Origin of the sequence: Acetobacter pomorum, from assembly GCF_002738225.1 — a bacterium.
GTDB lineage: Bacteria > Pseudomonadota > Alphaproteobacteria > Acetobacterales > Acetobacteraceae > Acetobacter > Acetobacter pomorum.
In genome coordinates this window covers 1-25,048 of sequence record NZ_PEBQ01000010.1, presented here as the reverse complement: position 1 = coordinate 25,048, position 25,048 = coordinate 1, and the positions used below count along the sequence as shown (strand labels likewise).

17 protein-coding genes and 1 pseudogene are annotated in these 25,048 nt (G+C 45.8%); 7 read left to right on the top strand and 11 right to left on the bottom strand.

Annotated elements, in window-relative coordinates:
- Positions 1-152: 152 nt before the first annotated feature.
- From CSR02_RS01200 to CSR02_RS01190, 3 genes are all read right to left on the bottom strand, one after another.
- Positions 153-1,943, bottom strand: a complete 1,791-nt coding sequence (locus tag CSR02_RS01200; protein ID WP_143225506.1) for a hypothetical protein — start codon at positions 1,941-1,943, stop codon at positions 153-155.
- A gap of 203 nt (positions 1,944-2,146) precedes the next feature.
- Positions 2,147-3,184 carry a thioredoxin fold domain-containing protein gene (locus tag CSR02_RS01195; RefSeq protein WP_167384067.1) on the bottom strand — a complete coding sequence of 346 codons (1,038 nt, stop codon included), beginning with the start codon at positions 3,182-3,184 and terminating at the stop codon, positions 2,147-2,149.
- Between the two features lie 118 nt (positions 3,185-3,302).
- The gene (locus CSR02_RS01190; protein ID WP_167384066.1) at positions 3,303-3,626 is read right to left on the bottom strand and encodes a hypothetical protein; all 324 of its coding nucleotides are present in this window, start codon (positions 3,624-3,626) and stop codon (positions 3,303-3,305) included.
- A gap of 219 nt (positions 3,627-3,845) precedes the next feature.
- Here CSR02_RS01190 and CSR02_RS01185 point away from each other — a divergent pair, with 219 nt between their 5' ends.
- Positions 3,846-4,190, top strand: a complete 345-nt coding sequence (locus tag CSR02_RS01185) for a hypothetical protein (RefSeq protein WP_099540252.1) — start codon at positions 3,846-3,848, stop codon at positions 4,188-4,190.
- A gap of 557 nt (positions 4,191-4,747) precedes the next feature.
- Here CSR02_RS01185 and CSR02_RS01175 read toward each other — a convergent pair.
- Positions 4,748-7,183: a DNA topoisomerase gene (locus CSR02_RS01175; protein WP_167384065.1), complete on the bottom strand. Its 2,436-nt coding sequence runs from the start codon at positions 7,181-7,183 to the stop codon at positions 4,748-4,750.
- 227 nt (positions 7,184-7,410) lie between these two features.
- Between CSR02_RS01175 and icmT the strand changes: the two genes are divergently transcribed.
- Genes icmT through CSR02_RS01165 form a run of 3 tightly spaced genes read left to right on the top strand, consistent with a single transcriptional unit; the run spans position 7,411 to position 8,507 of the window.
- On the top strand, positions 7,411-7,776 hold the full coding sequence (gene icmT / locus CSR02_RS01170) for an IcmT/TraK family protein (RefSeq protein WP_099540246.1): 366 nt from the start codon (positions 7,411-7,413) through the stop codon (positions 7,774-7,776).
- Between the two features lie 4 nt (positions 7,777-7,780).
- Complete coding sequence (locus tag CSR02_RS16725) at positions 7,781-8,122, top strand: hypothetical protein (protein ID WP_183172677.1); 342 nt, start codon at positions 7,781-7,783, stop codon at positions 8,120-8,122.
- Between the two features lie 34 nt (positions 8,123-8,156).
- Positions 8,157-8,507: a hypothetical protein gene (locus tag CSR02_RS01165; protein ID WP_099540244.1), complete on the top strand. Its 351-nt coding sequence runs from the start codon at positions 8,157-8,159 to the stop codon at positions 8,505-8,507.
- A 66-nt stretch (positions 8,508-8,573) separates the two neighbouring features.
- On the opposite strand, the gene CSR02_RS01160 is transcribed toward CSR02_RS01165, so the two are convergent.
- Complete coding sequence (locus tag CSR02_RS01160; RefSeq protein WP_099540241.1) at positions 8,574-9,311, bottom strand: hypothetical protein; 738 nt, start codon at positions 9,309-9,311, stop codon at positions 8,574-8,576.
- 342 nt (positions 9,312-9,653) lie between these two features.
- On the opposite strand from CSR02_RS01160, the gene CSR02_RS01155 reads away from it, so the two are divergent.
- Positions 9,654-11,501: a ribonucleoside-diphosphate reductase subunit alpha gene (locus CSR02_RS01155; RefSeq protein WP_244176710.1), complete on the top strand. Its 1,848-nt coding sequence runs from the start codon at positions 9,654-9,656 to the stop codon at positions 11,499-11,501.
- Positions 11,502-12,109: 608 nt separating this feature from the next.
- On the opposite strand, the gene CSR02_RS01150 is transcribed toward CSR02_RS01155, so the two are convergent.
- A complete protein-coding gene (locus CSR02_RS01150) occupies positions 12,110-12,949 on the bottom strand; it encodes a replication protein RepA (RefSeq protein WP_244176709.1) in 840 nt (279 codons plus the stop codon).
- Positions 12,950-14,685: 1,736 nt separating this feature from the next.
- Between CSR02_RS01150 and CSR02_RS01145 the strand changes: the two genes are divergently transcribed.
- Both CSR02_RS01145 and CSR02_RS01140 read left to right on the top strand, forming a co-directional pair.
- Positions 14,686-15,171 (top strand): hypothetical protein, encoded by a 486-nt coding sequence (locus CSR02_RS01145; RefSeq protein WP_099540238.1) that lies wholly within the window; start codon positions 14,686-14,688, stop codon positions 15,169-15,171.
- Positions 15,172-15,434: 263 nt separating this feature from the next.
- Entirely contained in the window at positions 15,435-16,937 is a 1,503-nt protein-coding gene (locus CSR02_RS01140; RefSeq protein ID WP_099540236.1) for a glucosyltransferase domain-containing protein, read from the top strand.
- A 93-nt stretch (positions 16,938-17,030) separates the two neighbouring features.
- On the opposite strand, the gene CSR02_RS01135 is transcribed toward CSR02_RS01140, so the two are convergent.
- The 5 genes and pseudogenes from CSR02_RS01135 to CSR02_RS01115 all read right to left on the bottom strand — a co-directional run.
- On the bottom strand, positions 17,031-20,921 hold the full coding sequence (locus CSR02_RS01135) for an AAA domain-containing protein (RefSeq protein ID WP_244176708.1): 3,891 nt from the start codon (positions 20,919-20,921) through the stop codon (positions 17,031-17,033).
- A gap of 331 nt (positions 20,922-21,252) precedes the next feature.
- Positions 21,253-21,573, bottom strand: a complete 321-nt coding sequence (locus CSR02_RS01130; protein WP_099540232.1) for a hypothetical protein — start codon at positions 21,571-21,573, stop codon at positions 21,253-21,255.
- Positions 21,574-21,819: 246 nt separating this feature from the next.
- On the bottom strand, positions 21,820-22,812 hold the full coding sequence (locus CSR02_RS01125) for a hypothetical protein (RefSeq protein ID WP_099540230.1): 993 nt from the start codon (positions 22,810-22,812) through the stop codon (positions 21,820-21,822).
- Between the two features lie 58 nt (positions 22,813-22,870).
- Positions 22,871-23,938: a hypothetical protein gene (locus CSR02_RS01120; protein WP_099540228.1), complete on the bottom strand. Its 1,068-nt coding sequence runs from the start codon at positions 23,936-23,938 to the stop codon at positions 22,871-22,873.
- Positions 23,939-24,079: 141 nt separating this feature from the next.
- A pseudogene (locus tag CSR02_RS01115) lies at positions 24,080-25,048 on the bottom strand (hypothetical protein); the annotation flags it as partial.

The following is a 25,048-nucleotide window of genomic DNA, read 5'->3' as shown; positions in this document are numbered from 1 at the left end:
TTACTGATTATATCAAGAATAAATTATCAATGAAAAGTCCTTCATCATTACAATTAACAAGATTTTCGGTAAGAATGAATGGACTGACTTTCAACAAAAAAGGCGAGCAGAAAGCTCGCCTTTCTCTTTTGCCGAAAAAAGCCGGAGCACAATTAAAAGGCAGGTTCCTGATCCCATCCTTGATCCCAACCCTGGTCCGTCTGGGGTTGGGACTGAGGCTGTGACTGGGGCTGCCCATAATGCTGCTGGTGAGGCTGTCCCCATCCGCCATTCCCTTGTGGTTGTGGCGCTGGCGCTCCTGTGTTGGGCTGTTGAGGGTAGCCATTGTTCTGTTGTTGAGGCATGGGAGCGCCCATTTGTGGCCCCCGACGCCCAAACCCTCCTCCAGGGCCTTGTTGGGGCGGTTGGCCATGCTGAGGCTGTGCCTGCGGTTGCCCCCATCCGCCATTCTGGGGATTGTGAGGTGGTGCAGCAGGAGGTTGGGAGGGCCATCCCCCTGCAGCCTGCTGGGGAGCAGCATGCTGAGGGAAACCTCCCTGAGGCTGCTGTGGGTAGCCACCCCGTGGCTGTTGCGGATATCCGCCCTGTGGGGCCTGAGGAGCGGAGGGAGCTGGTTGTGCAGCCTTAACCGCCTCCCAGCGTTTATTCATAAATGCTCGGCCGGCTTGAAAGGATTCTTTGCAGATATTCTCGATAGCTTGACAGTGGCCCGGCTGTGTAAACGGCGTCTGAATATCATGGATAGTCACAACATTCGGAGTTGCATAGTTACGCCCATTGTTCAGAACCGGGCGTTCATATGTCACCATGCCAATGCCGCGCTGATTTGGGTCAGCGCTCATATACGTCACCAGACCGATGGAATTAGCAAATCCGGTTTCTAGTTTGGTCAAGATCATACCATCATCAGTCGGATAAGCTTCGGCGCCTTCTCGGACAGTATCTGGGGCTGCTTTCGTATAAACACCATACGGCTGGGAAGCATCAAAGGGGTTTCGCCGATCTACCTGATTTGAGAATACAAGCGATTTCGCCAGTGAAGAATGCACAACAGGAATAGCAGTAACCTGCCATTCAGGATTACCAATGATGGAGTACATATCTTGGTCAGCGGCAATCTTCTCAATCACCCGCTGAGGGGGCATCATGCGATATTCCGGTGTTGCACCCTCAGGAGCAACATTCTGGGGGTATGCACGTACAAGCTGGCCATACCGAGTATCAGGATCAGCAGCCATAGCTGCTGCTTCGGCCGGATCCTCAGGCAATACACGGTTGGCAATTATCGCGACACCAGGATTTCCTGGCCGGAAAGGGTCTTCCGTAATCACACTCCCTACAAAGTTCATCAAATCCTGCGGAGATTGAATAAGTACAGCAGAATCTGGGAGAAGGCTGATAACCGTCTGTCTTTTTGAAGGTTCAGAAGATCGAGGCTTTCTCCCTTCAGGCAATACAGCAGTCATAGTTGAAGGCATCGGGACCTTCAAACCTGTGCGCAATTCTTCCGAAGACGCCAGGCCACTCGCAAAGCCAGCCGTAATGTTTGGCAGTCCGCCGTCAGCAGCAGGTGTAAAGTCACATTTCTCGACAGCAAATATCCCACCTTTATCAATGGCCGGGCCGCCGCCGCGAGGGCGACTGAGGCCACGAATATCGCGGCGATCCTTGTTTGGTGAAGGTGGCATGGTCAGCCGAATTTTAGTCAGAGGCACACCCTGATCAAACTCTGCTTTCAAACCCCATTCAGGAACATCATGAAGCAGCAAAGCAGTCATGGAGTGATTGGCAGGATCACGATCCTGAAGATTATGGTATTCATCTACCATCATCATCAGATTGTAGCCTGAACGAGGGTGGCCTCCTCCTTCTTTGCTTCCGCCTCTGCGACGAATGCCTCCACCTCCCAATCCACGGGCATTTGAACGGCTCGGTCCACTCATTTCACTGACCTCTTCGATTCATGATGCCCATCAAGGACGTGGGCAAATGTAAAAATCTTCTTCTGAGAAAAAAATAACCATAACTATGCAAGGGACTAGAATTGATTGAGTATTGGAATTCAAAAAACAACTCCAAACTAAAGCCTACTAAAGCCTACTAAAGCTCTGAAATGAAAAAGGGCGCCAGTGGCGCCCAGGTTTGTTTAAATACCTGATAGAAAAGCTTCGATCTGATCAGCCCCTTCATGAGTGTAGACTGTTTTCTTGTCTTTTCCGACATATCCCATCCATGGTGTGCGCTTTACACCTTCAGCCCTAACGAAAGCCATATTCGCAGCTAGATAAGAATCAGCTTTAGAAGCGGCCTCTCCTGAAGGATTATGGGATGATGGATGATAACCATCATCCCTGCTGCCTTCTCCAGACATCCAAGCTTCACCAGGGTCATTACGACTCAAGATATCACGGGCAATAGTAGAAGACCCCGGAAGTGCGCCGATCAAAATAACATTAACAGAGATTTTTCCGGTCATGACGAGTTGGGAGATCTTGCCCCAGGCGCGGTGACAGTATTGGCATTGCGGGTCAGCAACAAACCACAACACAGGTTTGCCATTGTATCCTATGGAAAGATATTTGGTCTTTTCCATTTCAGACTGGAAATCTGAAGCCTTGCGAGTTGTCATAAACGGCTTGGCTAATGACGGATCATTAACAGAAACAGCCGATACAGGTGTAATGTTGTTGTCTATGGCCTGTTTGGCGTCTGAGGGGAGGTTTTTGGTCTCGCCTTTTTCTTTCGCCGCCACAAGTCTGGCCCTCAGTGATGCCAACTGTATAGCCGTTACGTTTTCCGGCTGACCATTTGTCAGGCCGTTGCCAACAGATAGCATCACTCCCACGACTGCGCTTTTGCCGTCAGGTGTAATGTACATAATAACATCACGGCCTGACTTATCCTCTACCGTATAACCTTCCAATCCAGAAATTGTCGGAGGTAATGAGGTCAGAAACATACCTCTATCTAGAAGGTATTTAATAAATTGCGGCGTTTTGGAGGGATCCTCTGACACTAGCCTGGAAGCTAGTCCTGGAGAGACAAGATCCTTGCCGGCGGGCACATTGGAAGTATTAACCTGTGCTTCCGAACCTGCAGATGGGACAGTGTCCGCAAAGGCATCAAATGAAAAAGTAGCAGCCAGGGCGAGACCGGCCAAAAGGCCTATACGTTTGGACTTCAATCTATCATTCCTTGCCATTTGTGGATGGAAACGAAATCCCATCTCAAAGCTAATTTTTACCTTCTAGATTTAGTTTAGACAAAATTTAGCCTTGCATGAAGGTTTACAGGCGAAATCATCAGGATTGGCCTTGCCACCATATCGAATTAAGAGTTGTAAGGAAAAGTATCATACGATGCGTTGCCAATAAGGTTTTTATCTGACTTATTTTATCATCTTCTGTAGGCACAGGAATAAAAGTGGCAAAGGCGAAAGAGCGAGCCTGCCATGAAATATCAAAATCATCCATGAGACGTTTGATTTCCGGCACGTCAGTTGGAAGATTGGGCAATTCTAATGCGCCTTGCATCATAGGCCAGACATCCCCTGCGTCCTCTATGGCAAATCGATCAATAGACTGATCCTGCTCTTCATCTGAAGAATAAGGATCAATGAGGTACACGATCTGAGACAGGCCATTATCCAGATCTCGTGGCGATGACACTGCCAGACCAGCGGGGATTGGCCCTGCATTAAATCCTCCTTCCGCCATTAGACGGAGCAGAAATTGCGTAGAGAAGGCTCTCGATACCATTTTAGTAATCCCTTTTTGTTCTTTGCATCAAAGTAATGCCAGTATCATCCTGTGTTCCTAAAGAATGAGAAATGGAGAATTTCGATAATGGCAAAGGTTCTTACACCTTCTGACTTGGCTGGAGTTTGTCAGAAAATGATTGATAGCCCGGACGCAACACAGGAACAAAAGAAGAATGCCAGGATGTTTTTGACCGACCTTGAAAACACGATGCGATTTGGGTCAGAAATGCTGGCCCATTCATTGGGTGTTGATTGCAAATCACCTAATATGCAGGTTGATTCAGACTCTCTTGGTTGCGGGTATATTTGTGCAACAATATCTGTTGCGCCCCAAAGTGAAAATGAACTGATCCCCTCCGAATTGAAGGATGTGGACCCAGAAGGGGATTGGGAGCCGTTTGCTTCCCCTTTAGATGCACCTTCTCCTTAACGCATCGTTAGCCTTTGATTGTTTTTATTAGAGCAAAATATTCTTCAAATCCAATGGCAGCACCTTTGTGTGTGTCGCCAAATTGCGGGAAGTCATGCATCTCTGGAAAAACAAGTGTGCAGACTTCCTACGCAGAGCGGTAACGGGATTAGATCGGCAATGCTTAAGCGATCTAACACTGTTTATCAGAAGTCTGCGGATGACCCTGATACCAATAAGTCTGCCCCTCGGCGTTCTCTATCTTCGAAACCAATCCATGTCTCTCCAAACTTTGAAGAAGCATCTCCACGATTGAGGCCGACAAACGCTTTTTCCCGGTCCTTGGCGTCCTAAACCCGAGATCTGTCGAAATTTCAAATCTAGTGCATCCTTCACTTTCGGGTTTGGACTTAAGGACACGTTTCAATGCCGCCAAAACAGACAATTGTCTTTCAGTAAGAGCACGCACAGGTTTGGATTTGTGCCCTCTAACCATAAGTTGGGGGCTTTTAACATCTTGCATAATCGACCTCTGCTCTGACGTTTAGGTTGGGCTATGTTGGGGTAATTAGTGCATTTCAGCGCTTTTTAGGAGACGAATTCTGGAATTTGACATAGTCGCATTCACGAATTGAACAGCATTGGAAGCGACGATCCGTTGATGTTTTTTCACCTGCTTTTGGCTTTCGTTCACGGGTGACGACTTTCCCTTTATGACATTTTGGGCAAGCGTCTCCGGTACCAGGAAGGGGAGGTGGATCTGGCCACTTTGTGAAATCACATTCCTTTTCTGAGCACCCTAGAAATTTCTTTCCTTTATTTGGACCAGGTTTCGAAATTTCTCTGGTGATCAAATGCCCCTTATGACATTTAGGGCATTGCTGTCCGTCTCCAGCAATTGGCTTTGGTTTTTCTTTTTCCTGAAACTTCACATAGTCGCACTCCCCATCCTTGCTGGCCAGAGAGCACGTCAAATAACGTTCAGGGGTTCTTTTGCCTTTCGGTATGAACTCGCGGGTTACAAGTTTTCCCTTATGGCAATTAGGGCATTCTTCACCATTGCCTGGTAGTGGTTGAATAACGTGGAGGCCGCGAAGATTGAGTTTGATATTGGGAGCATCCTTTATACGCTCCCGGATAGTCCCCATTAGTCTGTCCAGAAAAATTTGAGGCTTAACCTGACCCTGACCAATGGCACCTAGACCAGCTTCCCATAAGGCGGTCATGCCAAGGCTGTATTCTTCTTCAGGGTAGGACGCTATGAGGGATCTGCCGAATTCAGTGGATACAATCTTGCTCTTGCCTATGCGCGTAAGCATAGGATTTTTGTCTGTTTGTTTCATATTTTTATCTGAACCAGACATACCGAGCAACTTAAGGATGATAGCAGCCCTGGTTGCTTCAGTTCCTATAACGTATCCACCATCCTTAAGTTTCTTGCGGAGGATAGGGTCAGGCTCATGCAGATAAGGCGTCATGCATGCCTTAATGAGAGTTCCATCCGTAAATTCGAGTGGTTTCTTTGTCTCACCTGAGGTTTGCTCCGCTCCAATACTCTCTACCGGATCCCCATTTTTCATGGGCGGGAATATATCTTCAGGCTCCTTATTGTCCTCGTCGTCATCATCGGCGCTGCCCGTGACTTTCCGCCATCCTGGAGATACGGGAACTGATCCACGACCTACAAATGTCTCTCCCTCACATAGGACAGTAAGCACCGTTTGATCGGCTTCAGCCGGAGGGTAGAATTGGCAGATAAACCTTTGAACAATGACATCATAGACCTGCTTCACGTCAGGAGGCAGCTTATTGTATATCTCCTCTGTAAGAGCACCTAGAGGGATAAGGCCATGATGGTCAGTGACCTTTGAATCATTCCATGCAGGAGATCTGATTTTAAGGTCAACACCAGATGCCAGGCTTTTGAAAGCGGTGCAAGAACTGACGGCTTTCATTGCTGCCGGCACAATATCTTCCGCTAGTGCATTGTTGAGATACTGGCTGGATGTTCTAGGGTAGCTGGCGATTTTGTATTCATCATAAAGCTTGATCGCCACTGCCAAGGTCTCATCTGCAGACATATGGAAACGAGACGAGCACAGAATTTGAAGAGTTGCGAGGCTGAAGGGGAGGGGCTGTGAGGTTTTCTTTCTGGTCTTCTGGAAGCTCGTTATAGTGCCTGACTTGCCAGAGGTTTTTGCTATTAGCTCTTTGATAACGTTCTGATCAAGAACTCGGCCTTCAGCGTCAAGATATGCAGCTCCCTTTGGCGGTTGCCACTTGGCTTTGAACTCGCCATCTTCATGTTTGAAATGCCCAACTGATCCAAAGAATTTAACAGGCTTGAAGTTTGCCCGCTCAACATCTCGGCGCACGACCATGCCCAATATGGGGGTCATCACCCGACCATCACGAATATTTACGTCATAACCCTGTTGTCGGGCTAAAGCTGTGTATAGGCGTGAGAGATTTAGGCCGTAAAGCCAGTCAGCTATCTGTCGCGAACGCGCTTCAAGGAAAACGTTGTAGTATTCCTTATTGGGCTTCATCATCTTCAGAGCCGCAATAAGATCATTTTTCGATAAAGAGGAGCACCAAAGTCGGAGTGTGTTCGGCCCCCATGCATCAAATCCACGCTCGTTAAGAAGTTCATCAACGAGCAGTTGCCCCTCGCGGCCTGCGTCCCCAGAATTGATGACAGTAGTTGCTTGAGATACGAGTTTACTCACCCTGCGAACGGTAGCCTCATAATTGAGAGGCGGCCTACCATCTTTTGGGGGAGGAGGTTTATTTATGTTAATCTTCCAATCAGAAAAACCGACATCAATAGGCAAGAATTCAATATCGCGATTTTTCCATTTGGGGTTATACTCTTCTGGAGGAGCTGAATCATAGCAATGGCCATATAACCAGGCCACACGGTCTTCACCGACCACCCAGCACCCTTCTGAGGTATTCTTTTCAGGACGAGCTCCAGTCATGGCCGCAATAGCTTTTGCGATATCTTCGGCCATTGTGGGCTTTTCTGCTATTACAAGCCTGTTGAACGAAGGCATTCCCGGCAGATCCTGGAGTAGTTACACGGCATAAAACTCAAACAAGGATAGCGAAAAAAAAATCAAACCTTAGAACAAAGGTCAAAATGGCTTCAGTCTAAGCAGGTAAGAGAATATCTCTTTAAAACATTGTCTTGCCGAGAACCTGTCTGGTTAGTAGGATTCAATACGTTTGGGGAGGGGATATGGCTCAGTGGCGAGAAACATTCAGAAGCCCACGGATATGGAAATTAGACGCCCGCGTTGCGCTTTTTGCATTACCTCCGTTGTTGCCCATTTTTCGCAAGCTAACCCTGACAATTATGGTATTCGCACTAATTACAATCTGGGTGGTCGAGATACGATATAAAATGAATTTTGCCTCTGCTATGAGGTACATAAGATCAAGAATTGCTGGGCGCGTCCGTAAACAAACTTCTCGCAATCTATCTTGGATTGATATGGATATCGCAGAGCTTGATAAAAATATCCGAGAAAAAGTCGAAGAAAAAGAAATAAAAGGGAATTTCTTTGCCCGGATTTTAAGTTCATTGGGCTTCAAAATTCAATAAAGATATGTCTAGAAAGCTTATCTTTATCCCTCCTGTGTCTGGTTGGACTGAGCCTTACTCTGGAACAGTGCCACAGCAAAGGTCTTTACCTGTTTTTGAGCCAGTTATTGTAAGTCATGTTAAGCAGAAACAGGCCATAATCACCCCACAAAATCCGTCTAATGAAAGTCGAACACAAGAAGAAAGTAGTGTGAGGATATCTAACCTTGCATCACAGCATGTTATTACCCAGCAGAATCAGCCACCCATTGAGCTGACAGATAGTAATATTCGGGATGATGTGACACACTCAGGAAAAGTATCGATTTTCCTTGAGGACGCCGCTGACCTGCAAATACCTTACTAATCTGCTCAGTTTAACAAGCAGGGGAAAGTCTCCGATGTCTCGGAATATCCGCAGGAGTGATCCTTATCTTAGTGATCGGAATCAAACGAGGCAGGCAGCCAGAGGGTTTGGCGCCCCAACTTTTTTAATCCTTTGTGGGGTAATTTGTTTCGCAGGCTATAAAATCGCTGATAAATTTGCAGCGCCTGATTCCCCTATCCGCATAATACTAACAAATCATATCGATGACATGATGGATGGTGCAAAGGATTGGCTTCGTGAAAGAACAGGGATGGGGAAAGAGGATCGTTTAGAGAAACAGAATGCGGATCTTTCCCGGATGGTTCCTGAAAAGCCCTCGTACGTTCTGCGGCCGCCTGATGCGATTGATTTTAATGATGGCTAAACATCCCCACTTAACAATCTCCCTGCCCTGAAGGACAGGGCTTTGCTTCGGCAAATTGGGGATGGGTCATAAGCCAAGAGATAGCTGGAATTCAACCCCCTCATCGTGGCTTGTGATGGGCTCATTAAGCTCCTTAGATGTAAAGAATACCGGTGTTTCCTCATTGATCGGCTCCCTATCAGGGCTTCCTAAAGTCATTTCCTGCAAACTGGTGTGAGGCTTAGATTTGGTCTCACCAGAGAGGTTAAAAAATTTGATTTTCGGTAAAGGGGTTTGGGTTGGATCGGGTTCATTGATCTTGTGTGCCGCGAGAACAAGATCCCTAACACCAGCCATTTCTCTGTTAACGAGAATATCAGGCGGTACAGAAATATTATTTTCCGTTATCCATTCTGACATAGCTAGTCTTGTTTCTTCTGGAATGCGGGGAGTGACACCTTCCTTGACCTGAGAAATCCATCTTCTGAACCGCTTAGAGTCAGGAAGGCCGGCGGCTATACGGACCTCAGCGAAGTCCATTTCTCTTTCTGTGCAGGCTTCCATAAATGCGACAAAAAGAGCGGTCTGCTTATCTCCCGGCCTGGAGGATCCATATTCATCTGCAGGAGATGAAATGTAATCATCCATTCGAAGGGCGACCATTTCTGGAATATCAAAGTTAACCCCGTAATCAGCCAGCGATATCCATAAGGCAAAACGTCTCATGCCTTCTGGGTCTTTAGGGTTAATATCTGCCGTAAGAGCCATAGCCTCAATGGTCTTGCCTTCATGTCTAGCACGATCAAGAAAGCTTTTTGTTATCATTAGACCATCATGCCATCCGGTTCTAGACATCAGATTACCTCATAAAAACAAGCTAGTTTATTAAAGTCATAAGTAACTTGTGATGCATGCAAGTGACACGACATATTTTTCCTTGTCAGTTCCTTACTTCATGCTTTCCCTTGCAAAGATATAATTTAGTATTGGCCTTGATTAACCTTTAAGGCCTTTCCTGAATAAGGAATTCAAAGGCTTTTAATTGCGTCGTGAGTTGGAACATTAAAAGAGGGCTGTGAAGTGAGTTTGCAAGAAAGCGAAGTGGAAACGTGTGCCATAATCAATGCGGAAGGCGTTACCGGGAGAGTTAGCGAACACTGTGAGAAAATCGATCACAATAAACCTAAAGACATGGTTTGTGTGCCGGGGCATTTCCCAGTTGTCGTAGATAGAAGCCGAGATAAACTTCTTACACCATTCGGCAAGGCTACACTTGAAACCCGTTATTTGCTGCCTGACGAAAGCTATCAGGACCTTTTCGGGAGAGTTGCATCATACTATGGTGCCGATATTCACCATGCCCAGAGGATATATGATTACATAAGCAAGCATTGGTTTATGCCTGCCACCCCCATACTATCAAATGGTGGTACAAATCGCGGATTGCCTATTTCCTGCTTCCTGAATGAAGCAAATGACTCTCTGAAAGGGATCGTTGATCTCTGGAATGAAAATGTATGGCTGGCCAGTAAAGGCGGTGGGATCGGTTCATATTGGGGGAATTTACGCTCCATAGGAGAGAACGTCGGAGGGAATGGCAAAACATCCGGTGTCATACCTTTTATTCGCGTGATGGACAGTCTTACCCTCGCGATTTCTCAGGGATCTTTGCGCCGTGGTTCTGCAGCAGTCTATCTGCCCGTCTGGCATCCAGAGATTGAAGAATTTATCGAACTCCGGCGACCAACAGGCGGAGACCCCAACCGTAAGGCACTCAATTTACATCATGGCGTGCTTGTATCCGATGATTTTATGCGGGCTGTTGAAGCAAATAAACAATGGGCGCTTCTCTCTCCAAAGGATGGGTCTGTTATCCGCAAAGTTTCAGCTCGCTCAATTTGGATACGCATCCTCACAGCCCGGATGGAGCAGGGGGAACCCTATATCGTTTATTCAGATCACGTGAATAATGCGCGTCCTGAACATGCCAAACTAGCCGGATTAGAAGTTAAGACATCCAACCTATGCGCTGAAATCACTCTCCCTACAGGAATTGATCATCACGGAAAGGCACGTACTGCAGTGTGCTGCCTATCGTCATTGAACCTCGAAATTTGGGAGCAATGGAAAGATAATCCTCAGTTCATTGAGGACGTGATGCTCTTCCTTGATAATGTGCTTCAGGATTTTATCGATAAGGCTCCAGAGGACATGGCGAAGGCAAAATATGCAGCCATGAGAGAACGATCTGTAGGTCTCGGAGTGATGGGGTTCCACTCATTCCTGCAGGAAAAAGGCATCCCTTTTGAGAGCGTTATGGCTAAAGTCTGGAACCGCAAGATATTCAAACATATTCGTGCTCAGGCTGATTTGGCATCAGAAAAAATCGCCGACCTCCGCGGCCCATGCCCTGATGCTGAGGAGTATGGTGTACACACTCGGTTCTCACACAAGATGGCAGTGGCCCCCACAGCATCAATTTCAATCATTGCCGGCAATGCCAGCCCTGGAATTGAGCCAATCACTGCGAATGTATTCCTCCAGAAAACGCTATCTGGGTCATTCACAGTAAGGAACCGTCACCTTCAGAAGCTACTTGCTTCAAAAGGGAAGGATACTCCAGAAGTTTGGTCACATATAACAATCAATAAAGGCAGTGTTCAGGATCTGGACTTCCTGTCACAAGATGAGAAGGACGTATACAAGACCGCCTTTGAACTAGATCAACGCTGGGTTGTAGAGCATGCAGCAGATAGGCAACCCTTTATTTGCCAGGCCCAGTCCGTAAACCTGTTTTTGCCCGCCAACATTCATAAGAGAGATCTTCACCAGATCCATTTCATGGCGTGGAAAAAGGGGATGAAGTCTCTCTATTATTGCCGGTCTCTTTCTATTCAGAGAGCTGACACAGTCAGTAAGATTGCTTCAAAAGATGACCTCGAAGTGGATGCTTCAAAAGTACATGGTTCTTCAGCCCCGACTACTGACTATGAAGAGTGCTTGTCCTGTCAGTAATAGGTTTGAGGCTTGAGAAGCTAGAATGGTGCTATTCCCGGACTAAAATGATACTCTAAGAAAGAGGGGTGATGAGAATTACCCACTCTTCCTCTTAGAGTAAGCGTTTTTTAGCGTGCACTTTTGAAGCACTATGAATGTTGTGCCCCTGCTTCTAAGCATTTAACTTCAACCAATGTACCAACATCTGATCACAGACGGGTGATTCTAAAAGATATTCAGCATCTCTGAGCATGGAATGATTCAAAAGTGCACGCTCATATCCCTAGATCAAGATACCAGATATAGGGGTGTGAACTTTTGAATCAGTTATGAAGATTCCTTCAAAGTGTGAACTTTTGAATCAGTTTTAAGTCTACTCGTTCATTCTTTTTATCGATTCTAGGCTTAGGGTGCTTCAAAAGTGCACGGTTTTTGCCCCGATCGCCACCTTAAGCAAAGCTTAAAAGATTCCTACTAGAAGGCGTGGAATTGGGGTGTGAACTTTTGAAGCACTGCTTTTTCCTTGCCGATATTCATGCTTCTCATGGTGAAGGAACGGACTTATGGAATAAAAAACCCGCCATAGGGTCTAGGGCGGGTTAATAGAATAGGAGGAAGGTAGAGGGTTACTTCACGGCATAGATTTTCCGTCTGACTGGAGGGGGGGAGGGGTGAAGGGTTAGTCCGATCCTCCCATCAGTCTCAGACACGATGGCTTCAGGATAGGCGGCCAACGCCAGTTTCAGATTAGGGATAAAGCGCAATCTAAAGTTGTTCATCTGGCTATAAGCTGTACCAAACTGCGCTTTCAAACCTTTCCATGTAATTGGTGTCGGCTTATCCAGAGAATGCAGACGGTAGGCCAGCCAGCTATAGATATCCAGAGCCATACTATTGTTGCTTAGAGCTCTGATCGCCGCCTCACGAAATGGCACCGGATGCTTCTTGAGCCCTTCAAAAAACTCAGATGACAATTTTGCTGTAAGCATAAAGACGTCATCAACGGTATCGATATTGGGGTCAGGCTCCAGAAACATGGAACTTTCCATGATCTTTTGACTTGTTATCCCACGAGTACGGCCATTCACTATTTCGAATGATAGTTGGCATCTCGACAGCCTATCGGCTTGCTCTCGCACAGCTTCAAGATTTTTCCCGCCGATAGGAATGCTCATCCTTTTCATCCATGACCTTAAGCTTTTTCCAAGCTCAATATCACGACAATTCGTTCTTATAGCTTCTGACTGCATATAGAGGAGGATCAGTCTTGCCCGACTGCCATAAGGCACCCCAACATGAATAGGATTCCCCGTTGGGCCTCTCCTCATTCCTGGCTGAATGATCAAGCAGACATGGTCACTATCTATCTGCCAGCCTTTTGAGTCGTCTGCCAATCTTCGATGTGGTAGTGCCGCCTGGCACCACCCTGAGTAGAGGAAACCGATGCGATGGTCTTCATCAGACATGAAGCTAGATGCTGCTTCGATTTCAGGCCTGGGGAAGTCGAGGTTAAAGGCAGCCTGTCGGCCCTGCTCGTCAATCACGTCGTGTATCAAACCCATCGATCAGTCACTCCGAAAATCATCCTCTGCCATTCTGTATTCGCATTTAGCAGCATTTTTCGGGTTCGTCCGTATGCACTTTTGAATCAGCAAGCTACTAGGGAAGATATTTGGAATTAATATATTAGTTTGTGCTTCAAAAGTTCACGGGAAAACTCCAATTTTTGGCGGAAAACGTAGTTTTTTAAATCTCTGACTTTTTCAAAAGATCACGGTATCTGATTCAAAAGATCACGTAAGTCTTGTGGATAGGAATCGAACTTGGTTCTGGTCTCTAAAGTTATCCACAGATTCTGATGAAAAGAATCCATGGAGTCCGCTTTAGACGGTACTTGGGGGCAAAGTGTGAACTTTTGAATCAGTCTCGTGTCTGTCATCTCAGGTTGCAGTTCAGAGACCGAAAATCAGAAGTGTGAACTTTTGAAGCACTCCTTCTGCAAATCAGAGGATTTTTCTCTTTTAATGGATCGATCTTTTCGCAAGGATTGAAAGGCTAACAGGCGACAATCTGCCTTATAAACCGTGATCTTTTGAAAGGTCGGAGGCAGGCCGCGTCAAGTGTTGAGCATTAGATGGCTGTAAATGCTCAATCTCTGAGTCATGAGGTGATAATTGCAGTCGATTTAGAGACGTTAGGAAGCTTTTATGGTTTGCTCGTTGTGTCACGGAAGAGGAAATCTGGTGAACTTTCAGTCACTAAAGACTTCTATTGAGTTCTTCACCTGCCCAAGCTGTAGAGGGTTCGGCCTGCGGTATGACGTTACAAACAATCGGCACCTCCAGAAAATCCAACAGAATTGGCTAAAGGCTGAGTCAGCCAGAGAAGGTTCAGGTTGTGAGATTTAGGTGAACGCAATGGGCAACAGCAACCAGAAAGCCAGAGATATTCGAGTAGGGGATTTAGTGGCTTTTGCTAAATCAGATCCCAATAAGATCACGGCTTGCCAGCCTTATATAGTGGAAGGAGCGTATGGCGATTGCTCATCCTCACTTGGAGGCTTCTATATAACGGCGGATGATGGACAAAGGTTCCTGTGTTCCTTTGATGGAGCGCTCTCCAGTTGGGTTTTGTTGGAAGGGTATCTTGTCTGCCTCAAATCAGAACGTGGGTTCATTAGAACTCTGTGGCCTTTAAGGAGGAATAAGAGTGGGTGGCATTTTGTTGAGGAAGTCGATGGCCCAAGAAGGGTATCGCACCGGCCTTTTCCGCTATATTGGGACAGCAATAGGCTAATATGGCTGCATAATCCTGGTGAAGTAATAGGCATTCCACCTGAAGGTTTTCCCTGCTCGTGGATATACAAAGGATGCTGTCTTAGTGCCGAAGAAATTAACACGATGCACAAATATCCTAGAGACTGAGGATACCTTTAAGGGTTGTTCAGTGGAATGCCGAGTGAATTCCGAGCGTGTAATCCCACGCCAACTTTATGCACCGATCCTGAGAATTCCCTATTTTTACCGGAAAGGATCAACGACTGATCAGAAAAGCACGCGATAATGCAGACGCAGGGCTTGTGGGCAGGGAATTATAATCTAATGGAAACGGTTTAATTCAATCGTTACCTTTTTAAGGCCTTTTAATTCAAAAGATCACACTTCATGCGATCTACCAACCAGACACGAACCGAGGCCTTCATATGTCATCAGACAATACAAATGCTCAGGCTAAATATTCTAGAGTTAAGGATGGGCTGAAAGATGTAGGTTATCATGTGACCTACTCTGTAATGGCCGCGATAAGAGCTACTATCTATATATTTGGAAAGGCTATTTTAAATATTATAGTATTGGTCTTTGGATTGCTGATAGCAGCGATGTTTTGCGATTATATATATCTTGGCAGTTCGCATGAAAATGTGTTTTTGGGGATATTTATGTCTATTAAGCCATTTATTTCTCCTACCATTTTCTTTGTTTTTATTCTCGTGCTTCTGGATAAGCTTATTTTCGAAAAATATGACGCTCCAATACCAGTTATAAGCGCGGTGGCAGATAAGAACTCTAAATCTGATAAGCCTACGTGTTATGGGAAGACGGCGCCCGGTCAGGTTGCCGCAGAGAACGACTGTGAACATTGCGGTGATCAGGTTAGTTGTTCTGCAGTTTCATCAGAAAATCGGTGAAATTCACGCATAATGCAGGCCGTGGCACATTATGTCGGTCACATCACCTCAGATCATCAAATCGTTCTTGATGGCTTTCCCTCCGGTTCACTGTGCCGGAGGGAAGGACTAAATTCCGATCATTTTGATCTCCATATCGGCATGTTTGGAAACGGATATTAAATTTTATTTTTAGTAATCGCTGATTTGTCAAAATCAATATATCCAAATCATTTCAAACCGATATAGTCCAAAACAGGAATTTGATAAGGGTTTAGGGGATTATGGAAATATTATTGAGGAAGCAAACAAGAGATAGAATATTATTTGTATTTATATTCTACATATTATTCACTTTACCAATATTATTGGCGAACGTATATTATAATGATGACCATGGCCGATCATTATACGGTTCGACATGGAGCAAGAACGGCCGAATATTTTCGACTGTTTTAATGAACCTGTTGGACTTGCGGGTTAGAAACATTCTTGACCTATCTCCCTTAGGGCAAATTATAGGCTTGCTAGTGCTTGCCTGCGCCGCAGTCCTGCTGACCCAAAGACTTACACGATCTCAACGTCCAGGTTGGTTTGCTTTGTCGATGTGTGGCTTTCCTTTAGCTATACAGCCATTTTTTTTGCAAAACCTATCTTATAAATTTGACGCACTTCCGATGCTTATGGCTCAGGCCTTGGCTGTATTCGCTGCCGTGCTGCCATTATCTTGGTCTTGCAGGAAAAGATTTGTAATCTGTTTTGCATTACTTGTCGGGGTTATGGGGTTCTATCAGACAGGCGTTAACACCTATTTGGCATTGGCGATTTTAGTTTTTCTTAGTGACTACGAATATGGAGAAACTGCAAAGGCATGGGGTGATATCGGGATAAAGATTTCATCATTTCTGGTGGCGGCAGTCTTATACAAAGACCTCATTATCCCAGCTACAATTCATGGCCAGTTTGAACGACATCTAGCCGTTACACTGGATCTGAAAACCTTGCCGTTTCATGAGTTGGGCGAAAATATATACAATATTTTAGCCTTAACTTCTGTAATGCTGACACAAGGCGCCAAGCCCTTATTATTGGGATTGTTTGGGGTGGCAGTTTTCTGTTCTCTCCTAAACGCGGTTAAATATTTTCGCCAAAAGACCATCTCTGATTTTTCCGTCGGTATTTTGTATTGCGCACTTCCAATTGTGCTTTTGACACTTCTCTCCGGGATGCTCCTAATTCTAAAGAACGTAGAATATGTGCCGCGGATTTTGACGTCATTTTCTGCGTGTATTATTTTTGTTAACCTAGCATTTATGCGAGGCTTCCTAAGGAAGCTTGGATGGGTTCCGCTTATACCATTAGTATACTATTTTGTTATTTCGTTTAGTTACGGCAATATGCTTGCAGAAAACTCACGATTTGAGTTGTTCCATGTGCAGCGTGTTAGTTCCGCTTTGATGGATATGGGTTATCAAGGTGGTGACAACCTCTTTTTATACGGAGAGGAGCCACTATCTCCAATTGTGAAGAATGCTATCCAAGCTATGCCAATTTTGGGCAAATTAAAGCCTGATCCAGCCATCCATGATGACGAATATTTTGGTTATACCATATTGCGTAGTCGGGGTATCGAAGTGCCTGATCATACATCACAGGCTTGGCTACAAGCTAAGGAATGCTTAAACCCATCCTATAAGGTGTATGAAACGGCCGATTTCATGATTTTCAGAAAAGACCACTTTTTTTGCGTTCAAGAGAAGAATAAATCTTCTGAATTGAAAGAGTGAAAGACATCTAGTCTTTCACTTAGCGCCTCTTCTTTAAAAATACCCCCCCCCTCCGACAGGAAGGGGGCCTCTGAAAACAGCAGTAGACAAGATCTAATGCTGTGTTGCGCGAGAATTGTTCTTCGCCAGCAGGCGACCGACTTCAGTGGGATGAGAGGATCCTTGGCTACTTAATAGTGCATTAAGTTCTTCCAATGCTGCTTCTTTGGCGGCTTCTGCTTTGCGTCCCTTTAACACCCAGGTACTATCCAAGTTTGCTTTGTTGGGTTCTTCTCTTCTGACACTGAGCCAGTTAAAAGAGCCCTCGGCAATGAAATCAGATGACATAAGTGTTTTGGAGTGCAACAGCTTTATATCGTGAAGCTTTGCGCCTGCGTCTTGGAGTGATTTCCTGAGTTCTGGAGAGGTTCCGTTGCGGTAATCTATGGCGGTTGGTGCACGAGTGACAATATTCACCAATCCACCTCTGGCAACTGCGTTTCGAATACCGTTCTGGATGGCGGGTGAATTTACTGCGGAGGCAGACAGGAACGGTGAAACTATGACGATCTCCTCACCCGGCTTGAGAGATTTTAGAGCCTCATCCAAGAGGGCATGATGTTCATCAGGTGTTGAAATCCTGTGACCACTTAGGACAACAGAGTCTTCTGCTGACCAGTTACCTCTGACACCGCCAAGTTCCTGTCCTTTGGAGAATAGCGCTTTTCCAAGAATACCAAGAGTTGAAGAAGGATTGCGTTCGAAAATCTCCATCGTGCCTATCACAACGAATGAATGAACAGCGCGGGAAATTGCGACATTCAAGAGGCTTTTCTTACTTTCAAGGAAATTCGTATTCGATGTTTTGTCACAGGTAGGGGAGAAGATGACTATGTCACTCTCTGCTCCCTGCATGGCATTTACAGTTCCCACTTTGATTTTGGAGATATTGGACAGGCGGGATTGTTTTCCCAGCATCATCAGAGCGCGCTTGATGCTATCTCTCTGAGGTCCAAAAGGCGTAATGACGGTAACAATTTTCTGGATGGGTTTCTTATAGAATTTCTCCCATTCTACAGCGCTTTCACAGATCCAGTTCGCAATAGCATTGGCTTCGCGCAGATTACGCTGACTGCCTCCAACACGTTCTGCTTTGCCGTTGACATTGGCCCAGGAGAGAGGGGGGAGGGGTGGATCTTCCTTAGGTTCGGCAGTCATTGGCTTGAGCTGCCCTTTATAGACAAGCTCATTGCAGATTTCGATGATATCCTTCCGACAGCGGCGATGTTCTCTAAGGAAAATGCCAGGAACAAGGCTGTTTGGTGATGTGAAGGTTGTTGCTTGCTGCACAACTCTCATGACAGAGCCCATCAAATTCCCATTGCCCGGAGGCGCTGTTACAACTCTAGGGTCAATAGGACCGTCATCATCCCAGAAATAAGGTTGCACGCCAGCCTTGCGGGCATTTCCTGTGTCCGTTGCATGGCTGGTCGTGACTACAGGTTCAATCTGGTAAACATCACCCACAACAACCGACTGCTGCGAGAAGGCCATTCCTGGAACAAGCTGATATGGGGATATCTGACCAGCTTCATCGACAATCAGAAGATCAAAGAAGTCTAGAAGGTATCGATCAACGAATTTATCTCCTTCTCGCTTCCGAAATTTTGGAAGTTTTGGAAGGCTGGACGCGGTGATGATGAAGAGAGGGGTCAGCATGGCCCAGCGACGATACATAGCCTTGATGGCTTTCTCTCCTACGCGGAACGGATAGGCTTTGTTATCGTTTCTACCTATAGCGTCCTGCAGGGCTTCTACCTCCAGTATCCACCGACCTTCCCAATATCGCAGGGCAAGTTGGAAGAGAGCGTAGCGGAGTGTGCGATCAAGAAAATCTTCCACCGCTAGAAGAGATCCATTCCAATTTGGATTTTCCCATGGGCCAGGAACATCAAGCCCGAAAGAAGAAGCCCATTTTGTATTGCTGATTTTCTCCGCAATGGACACCGGTATCATAGTGCGTAGATTGGTGATATTTTGAAGCGCCGAGAGAAGCTTGTTACGTCTGTTTTCTGCTAGATTGTAGGTTGCAAAAGTATATTCGTTGAACGCTTCTTTAGCCTGTGAAAGCGCATCTGACGCATGGGATAACCTTTCGATTATACCCTTCATCTCAACTTCATTTTTTTTGGTGAAGGTTTCTAACACTGTTTTGGCCTCAGCCAACTGAGCATCAGTATGTTCGGTTAGTTTGTTGATAGTTTCCAACCATTGCTCACGAACTCTGCTCTGGCTTTGCATCAGAGGCCGAAAGTGTTCAGCGTATGCTCCACTGGCTACAAGTTTCTCAACAGAAGGCCATTTTTTACCCGAGAAAAAATTTGAAAATCGACCTCCCTCCGGTAAGGCTGCTATCAAATCTATAGCATGCTTACCCGCTTCATTCGCTTCTGCTTCTGCTTTGGCAATCTCAGCGTCAAGCTTGGCTTTTGAATTGGCAATATTCTGCTTCGCCTGATCTGCAGCATCTCGACAAGTGATAAAGTGATTTTCCGCAGTCTTTAACTCAGCACGAAGTTCATCCTCCTTCGGCTTTCGTTCGGATATTTTCTGATCGCATTCTTCAATGCAGGTTTTGATCTCTTCTGTAGTAATGCACCCGTTTGCAGCAAACAAATCATGGATGAACTTATTCTGGAGAACAATTAACTGTCCGAGATCGCAGAATGAGGACATAACCTCACGGATTTCATCAATACCATTCTCGATGGAGGTGAGGATATCTACACCCTCAGGACCTTCTTCTCCACATTCTGCTTGTGTCAAAGTGTTAAACGGACGATCTGGTCTAAAGGTCTGATAGAACCCTTTTAACCATGTCTCTCTAGCTTGTTGTGCATCTTCGAGGCTTCTTTCCCTTTCAGGGAAGCCACCCCAATCTTTTGTTTCCAGACTGCGTCCCATTGAGGCGATAAGGTAGCCTGCTTCAATGGCGGATTTCTCCTTTTCCATCGATGGGAAATACAAGCCTAGGGAATCAGCATTTACAATCCATCTTTTGGCCCATGGTCTCACATCCCCTGAATTCATTGCCTTTTTCATAGCGTCAATGATGTTGGTGACAGCCTGATTATTAGTGGATGTGCCAACGATCACTGGAGGTTCATGGTTTTTTATCGCGGAATTTACAAGCATAGTGGCGACTATGCCCTGAAGCAAAGTTGTCTTGCCTGTTCCTGGCGGCCCATTAACTGCGAGGATTTCGGATTTTTTTAACTCACTGAAAGCCGACATTGCCTCACCCTGAGTGGGAGACATGCCATAAGCGGAGGTCATAGTTCCTCTGGGCATGCTTGCTGCATTCCAGCGCAATGCCTCGGTGACGTCTTTAGGGGTAGTGGAACCGGACAGATAGCGGTCTAAAAGAGGAGTGATGAGACCTTCATCATCAATGATAGTATCGTAAAATTTACGCTGGTGCTGAGTTGCCATCATTCCGATGCTTGATTCAGCCGCTTGCAATGGCACCTTTGGCCAAGGAGTATATTTTTCTGGAAGACCGTGTGCTGTGACAGCATTCCATAAACCGTCACTCCATTCCAATAACGCAGCAAGACTCCCTGTCTTGGGAGGGTTTTCCTCTATCCATGCATCCATAACTGAAACATCACCAATGAGGATGCGTGCATCGGAGGGTTCCAGAAGTTCGCGGTTAATCCAAGGCGGACTGTCTATACAGGGCTTTATTGTTCCGTCTGGCTCTATGCTAAAAAGAGCAGCCATACAAAAAAGGACAGGAGACTTTGTGTTCTGGGCCGCATGGTTGCGTTCACCCAAAAGAACACGAAGACCGGCCATGACAGTAATGGGATCTTCAGGACTCAAGTCTTTGGATTTGGGGTGTTTGAGGCGGAGAATGTCGTTCTGTTGCTTTGGTATAACCCCACGAGAGAGAATATTCCGATCAATGGCGACTAATTCGTCATTCTTGAAGGAAATGCTCATCTGAGCGTCATCCAGAAGAGCTGCACGCCAGTATGAAAGGACAGCATGGTTACTAGGTTTAGGCATTCAGGCACCTGTCTATAATTTAGAAATTCAAATTTAATGAGCGTGGTACAGGGTGAAGTGAAAGTCGTAAAGTCTGGAAAGCGTCTTTCTTGTGTAATATGTTACATCTTCTTCGATGCTTTGATGTGCGGCATTAAATTAAAATCAGGTGTTCTTTGCTTAGATCCGAAAGCAATTTTACCAAATGCGCCGTAAATCCCCGTCTCCAAGGCAGGGTTTTACGGCGCGTTGCAGAAGATGGTTTTGGATAAAAAAAATGATCGAGTTAAAGTGATCCGGGCATTGAATGGTCCTGGGATGCGTCTTTTTTCTTCTCTCTCTCTCTTTGGGCATGATCCTCAAAGAGAGATGCTTCTTTTTTAAAAGCTGCGGACTTCCGGGGTTTCATATGACGAGAAGCAATTTCTCCAACGATCAATTTCCAACGATCATGCCCCTCCGCCAGATCAAGAAGTGCTTCGCCGATATTGCAGGCACGCTCTCTATGGGCTTCGGCCAGTTGTTTCTTGAGTTCAGCAGTTCTTTTCTCTTGTGCTTCCAATTCGGCCTGCAGTTTATCAACCTCTGACAGCTTATGATCAGTCATCTTGTTCTCCTACAGAATTAGCAATCAGCGCTCAGAAGCACTTCCAGAGGTCATTATGATCTTTGGGGGAGTGCAATTTGATAATAGGATAACGAATTAAAATCGGTGTTTCGACATCTTATTCCTCGCGAATTGGTTTCCCGGAGGTGATGACAGTGAACTTAAGAGTTAGCTTAGCAGGCGAAGGTCTATTTTTGATTTTCTCTCTAATCTCTAGGATGGCTCGCAGGACCATCTGATGCAGAGTTAGTTGAAGAGATTTCTACCAAAAATAGACATAGTCGCAATTCCACCAAGCCATTTAATAGAGGTTAGGCCTGCGCCAAATATCATGTGCATAAAAGCTGTCCCTGGGCCAGTACGAGCATTGCCATCGGCAACATCTTTCAGGATAAAAAGACCTTTCCAGAATGCAGCGACACCGAACATGGCCAGGATTGCAAAGGTATATCCAATAAGTTCAGAATAGTTCTGTACAATGCTAATATTTGATGATCCAGTATATGATAACATATCAGAATCACCATTAAATCCTGTACTGGTTAGCGGGTTGTCTGAGCTTCCAAGGCTTGCAAGGCCGAAAGCCATAAGTGCTGACATATTCATCATAAGGAAAGCGACAAGCCCTCTGAAGGCCAGGTTTCTCGACAGGGGGCGCCCACTTCCAACTTCATGAGCAGCACTTAGGATAATTGTATAAAGATACCAGCCACCGACTAGAAACATCAGTACGAAAGAAACCTGAATAAATACGGGTACAATATTTGTTCTGACGTTTTTTGCTGCACAAGTTAAAGCTGTAGTTGAGCTAATACAGTCTGACGGATTGCCAAAGGTGTCATATGTTGATCCATGGTAACCTGTGACATATCCAAAGAACGAAGCAATCCCATAATTCATAGTATCAGGTATTGCTACGAGAAGAGCTCCAGCAATAAGCATGCCAGTCGGAGGGGCGTAGCTAATGACATGATGCGACCTCCCATCTGCCACCATGATAAGAAGCTTAAGGCCTTTGTATATGCACCCAAGACCAGACAAGAGGGATGCGACCATTAACAGCTTCCAGAATGGGCCGTTAATATTCCCCCCGAAGTGGCCTATCGCACCGCCAAGTGTGGATTCAGCCATAGCAAACTCAGGAAAGACTAATACGAGAGCACAGGATAGAATTACAAGAGGCAGCAACTTCAAGAGTCTTATATCTGAAGATTCAACTGGTGCTTCTAAAAAAGCCATGCTGTTAATCCTTGTGTGCGGGGACAATTGGTCTCAAAGGCCAATCGCTCAAAATTAGTCACAAGCCTTGTTGTGTTTCGTCTTTGGCGCCAGATGGCGGATGCGCGATCTCAGTATGAGAAGCAGAGGATAAGGAGACTGAATGTTCCCTTAGAATGCTCTCGATATCAGGAGAGTATCCGAAAGGCCTTTTCTCCTTAGGATTGACATCAGGAATGTCTTTTCCATTGGAAGAATAGCTTTGAGGAGAGGTGATCGTTTTAGGATTGAGTTCTTGCTGATGCGGTGAACTCTCACCATTACTCAGAATGTGTATGTCAGTGATTGATCCCATTGATGGTTTTTGATCAATGGCGCTGGGCTGGGAGATTAAAGGGGAATTGATTTCACCTTTTCCTTCATAATCCGGTTCTGGTGAAGGAATGGGGGGAGCTGAAGGAGATGGAGTTTCAGATGCCCCATTTGCTATGGACGGAACATGGAGTTGTGGGGGAGGGTTTTCAGGAAGGATATCGGTAGGGTTAGATCCGGTATTGCCTGTGTTTGGAGCCACAGACGAACCTTCTCCATTCTCTTCCACTGGTGCTGTTTTGTCATGTCCAGATTCCAAGTCATCAGATGGGGTATTATCTATGCTTGGATCTAATTTTTCTTCAGGTTCTGTGATTTCTGCCTCATCAGGCTTTTCAACTGACCCGGTTTGGGATGAGCAAGTATCTTGAGTATTGAGATCTTCGGCCGGAGGGCCTTTTTTTTCTTCCGGCTTCTCTTTCGGGGGGGGAAGAAGAAATATGGTCGATTTTTCTTCGGACGAAGTAGGCTTATTTCTTTCTTCTTTTTGCCCTCTCAAATCATCGAAAACGTCCGCAGGAGATCTCCGACGTCGATGGTTTCGTCGCTCACCTTTCCGAGCTTGCCTAGATAATTTTGATCGTTTTCTCATTTCGGATATGGCTTGCGATGTTTCCGCAATAATATCATCGCTAAGGATATTTACAGCACCAGATGACAATGCCTCCATGCCTATTATCAAGGCACGGCGAATAACAGCCTGTATTCCAATAGCGGAACCTAGCTTCTCTATGCACTCAATTATAGTCGCATCTTCTGGACAGTCCTGATCCATGTAGATCGTGAACCGTCGAGGAGAAGGGGCACTGTCTTTATGATCGGCATTCTCTATTGTCATGCTTAAAAAGTAACGAGGCGAGATGCCTATCTCAATAAAGAAAGCTATTGATTTTTAGGGTAATACAATTGCTTGATTTTAATCGTTTAGGCCTTTCAATACAAGGTCGTGCCATTTCCCGTCACCGGCGCAGAAGGTTAAATTGTTGGACACTGTAACTCCCAACGTGCCTATTCCAAGGCTTGCCCCTGGACTTGTGCACTCCACTCCTGTTAGTCCATCAGGTAAAGGATTAAATTGGGTTGCATCCAACACTCCATTACTCGTTTTTTTACCTGAAAGAAACAAGAGAGCCCCAGCAAGGTAAGAGTTCCCGAATACAGAAAGATCTGCCCCAGGTGCTCCATTAGCGTAATGCCCCCAATTTCCTTGAGCGTTACGTCCAATCATCACGCCTTCCTGAAACCAGCCTGCACCTCCCTCACCATCTGCTCCTGTATTGACTGCCAAATCCCCATCATTGACCCAGACATCACCGTTTTCTAGCGCGAGATTTGCGCGTGGTGTGATTCCAGCATTAGTGCCAATATTAACTGTATTGTTGAGTTGACTGGTGCCTGAAGCGTAGAGATTTCCGTTTGTACCATTTATTGATGCGGCAATATTGCCGTTTAAACCTACTCCTACAGTCCCTTCAGAATAAACATCTCTGGTATGTATGCCTTTTTCCCACCATGAAGCAGGGTAACCTGAGTCTGGATCTAAGCCATTGGTCCCAATGTGACCAGAGAACTGAGCCGAAGCAAGTTGGGAGCGTCCCGAAGGATGGAGATAGTAGTTTGTGTCATCAGTATCGAAAACATATCTAGTAGTGGCATTGCCGTCCAAATAGGACATTGCATCCACCGCTAATGGTGCGCCCATTATATGTAGTTGTGAGTTTAAGATACTATTCCGTACAGCAGTATCACCCAACACAACGAGACCAGGTGCTGTTTTGGACCATGTAATCGGGCCTCCATTTATCAAGTCCAGTCCGGTTTCTGCGGTAATTTCCCCCACCAGTCGAGATCCGCCATCAACCTGAAAATTATTACCAGGCCCAGT

Coding starts and splice junctions, on each gene's coding strand:
- CSR02_RS01200 (WP_143225506.1), bottom strand. CDS start 1,943: ATGAGTGGACCGAGCCGTTCAAATGCCCGTGGATTGGGAGGTGGAGGC.
- CSR02_RS01185 (WP_099540252.1), top strand. CDS start 3,846: ATGGCAAAGGTTCTTACACCTTCTGACTTGGCTGGAGTTTGTCAGAAA.
- CSR02_RS01175 (WP_167384065.1), bottom strand. CDS start 7,183: ATGGCCGAAGATATCGCAAAAGCTATTGCGGCCATGACTGGAGCTCGT.
- icmT (WP_099540246.1), top strand. CDS start 7,411: ATGGCTCAGTGGCGAGAAACATTCAGAAGCCCACGGATATGGAAATTA.
- CSR02_RS16725 (WP_183172677.1), top strand. CDS start 7,781: ATGTCTAGAAAGCTTATCTTTATCCCTCCTGTGTCTGGTTGGACTGAG.
- CSR02_RS01165 (WP_099540244.1), top strand. CDS start 8,157: ATGTCTCGGAATATCCGCAGGAGTGATCCTTATCTTAGTGATCGGAAT.
- CSR02_RS01160 (WP_099540241.1), bottom strand. CDS start 9,311: ATGATAACAAAAAGCTTTCTTGATCGTGCTAGACATGAAGGCAAGACC.
- CSR02_RS01150 (WP_244176709.1), bottom strand. CDS start 12,949: ATGTCTGATGAAGACCATCGCATCGGTTTCCTCTACTCAGGGTGGTGC.
- CSR02_RS01145 (WP_099540238.1), top strand. CDS start 14,686: ATGTCATCAGACAATACAAATGCTCAGGCTAAATATTCTAGAGTTAAG.
- CSR02_RS01140 (WP_099540236.1), top strand. CDS start 15,435: ATGGAAATATTATTGAGGAAGCAAACAAGAGATAGAATATTATTTGTA.
- CSR02_RS01135 (WP_244176708.1), bottom strand. CDS start 20,921: ATGAGCATTTCCTTCAAGAATGACGAATTAGTCGCCATTGATCGGAAT.
- CSR02_RS01130 (WP_099540232.1), bottom strand. CDS start 21,573: ATGACTGATCATAAGCTGTCAGAGGTTGATAAACTGCAGGCCGAATTG.
- CSR02_RS01125 (WP_099540230.1), bottom strand. CDS start 22,812: ATGGCTTTTTTAGAAGCACCAGTTGAATCTTCAGATATAAGACTCTTG.
- CSR02_RS01120 (WP_099540228.1), bottom strand. CDS start 23,938: ATGGATCAGGACTGTCCAGAAGATGCGACTATAATTGAGTGCATAGAG.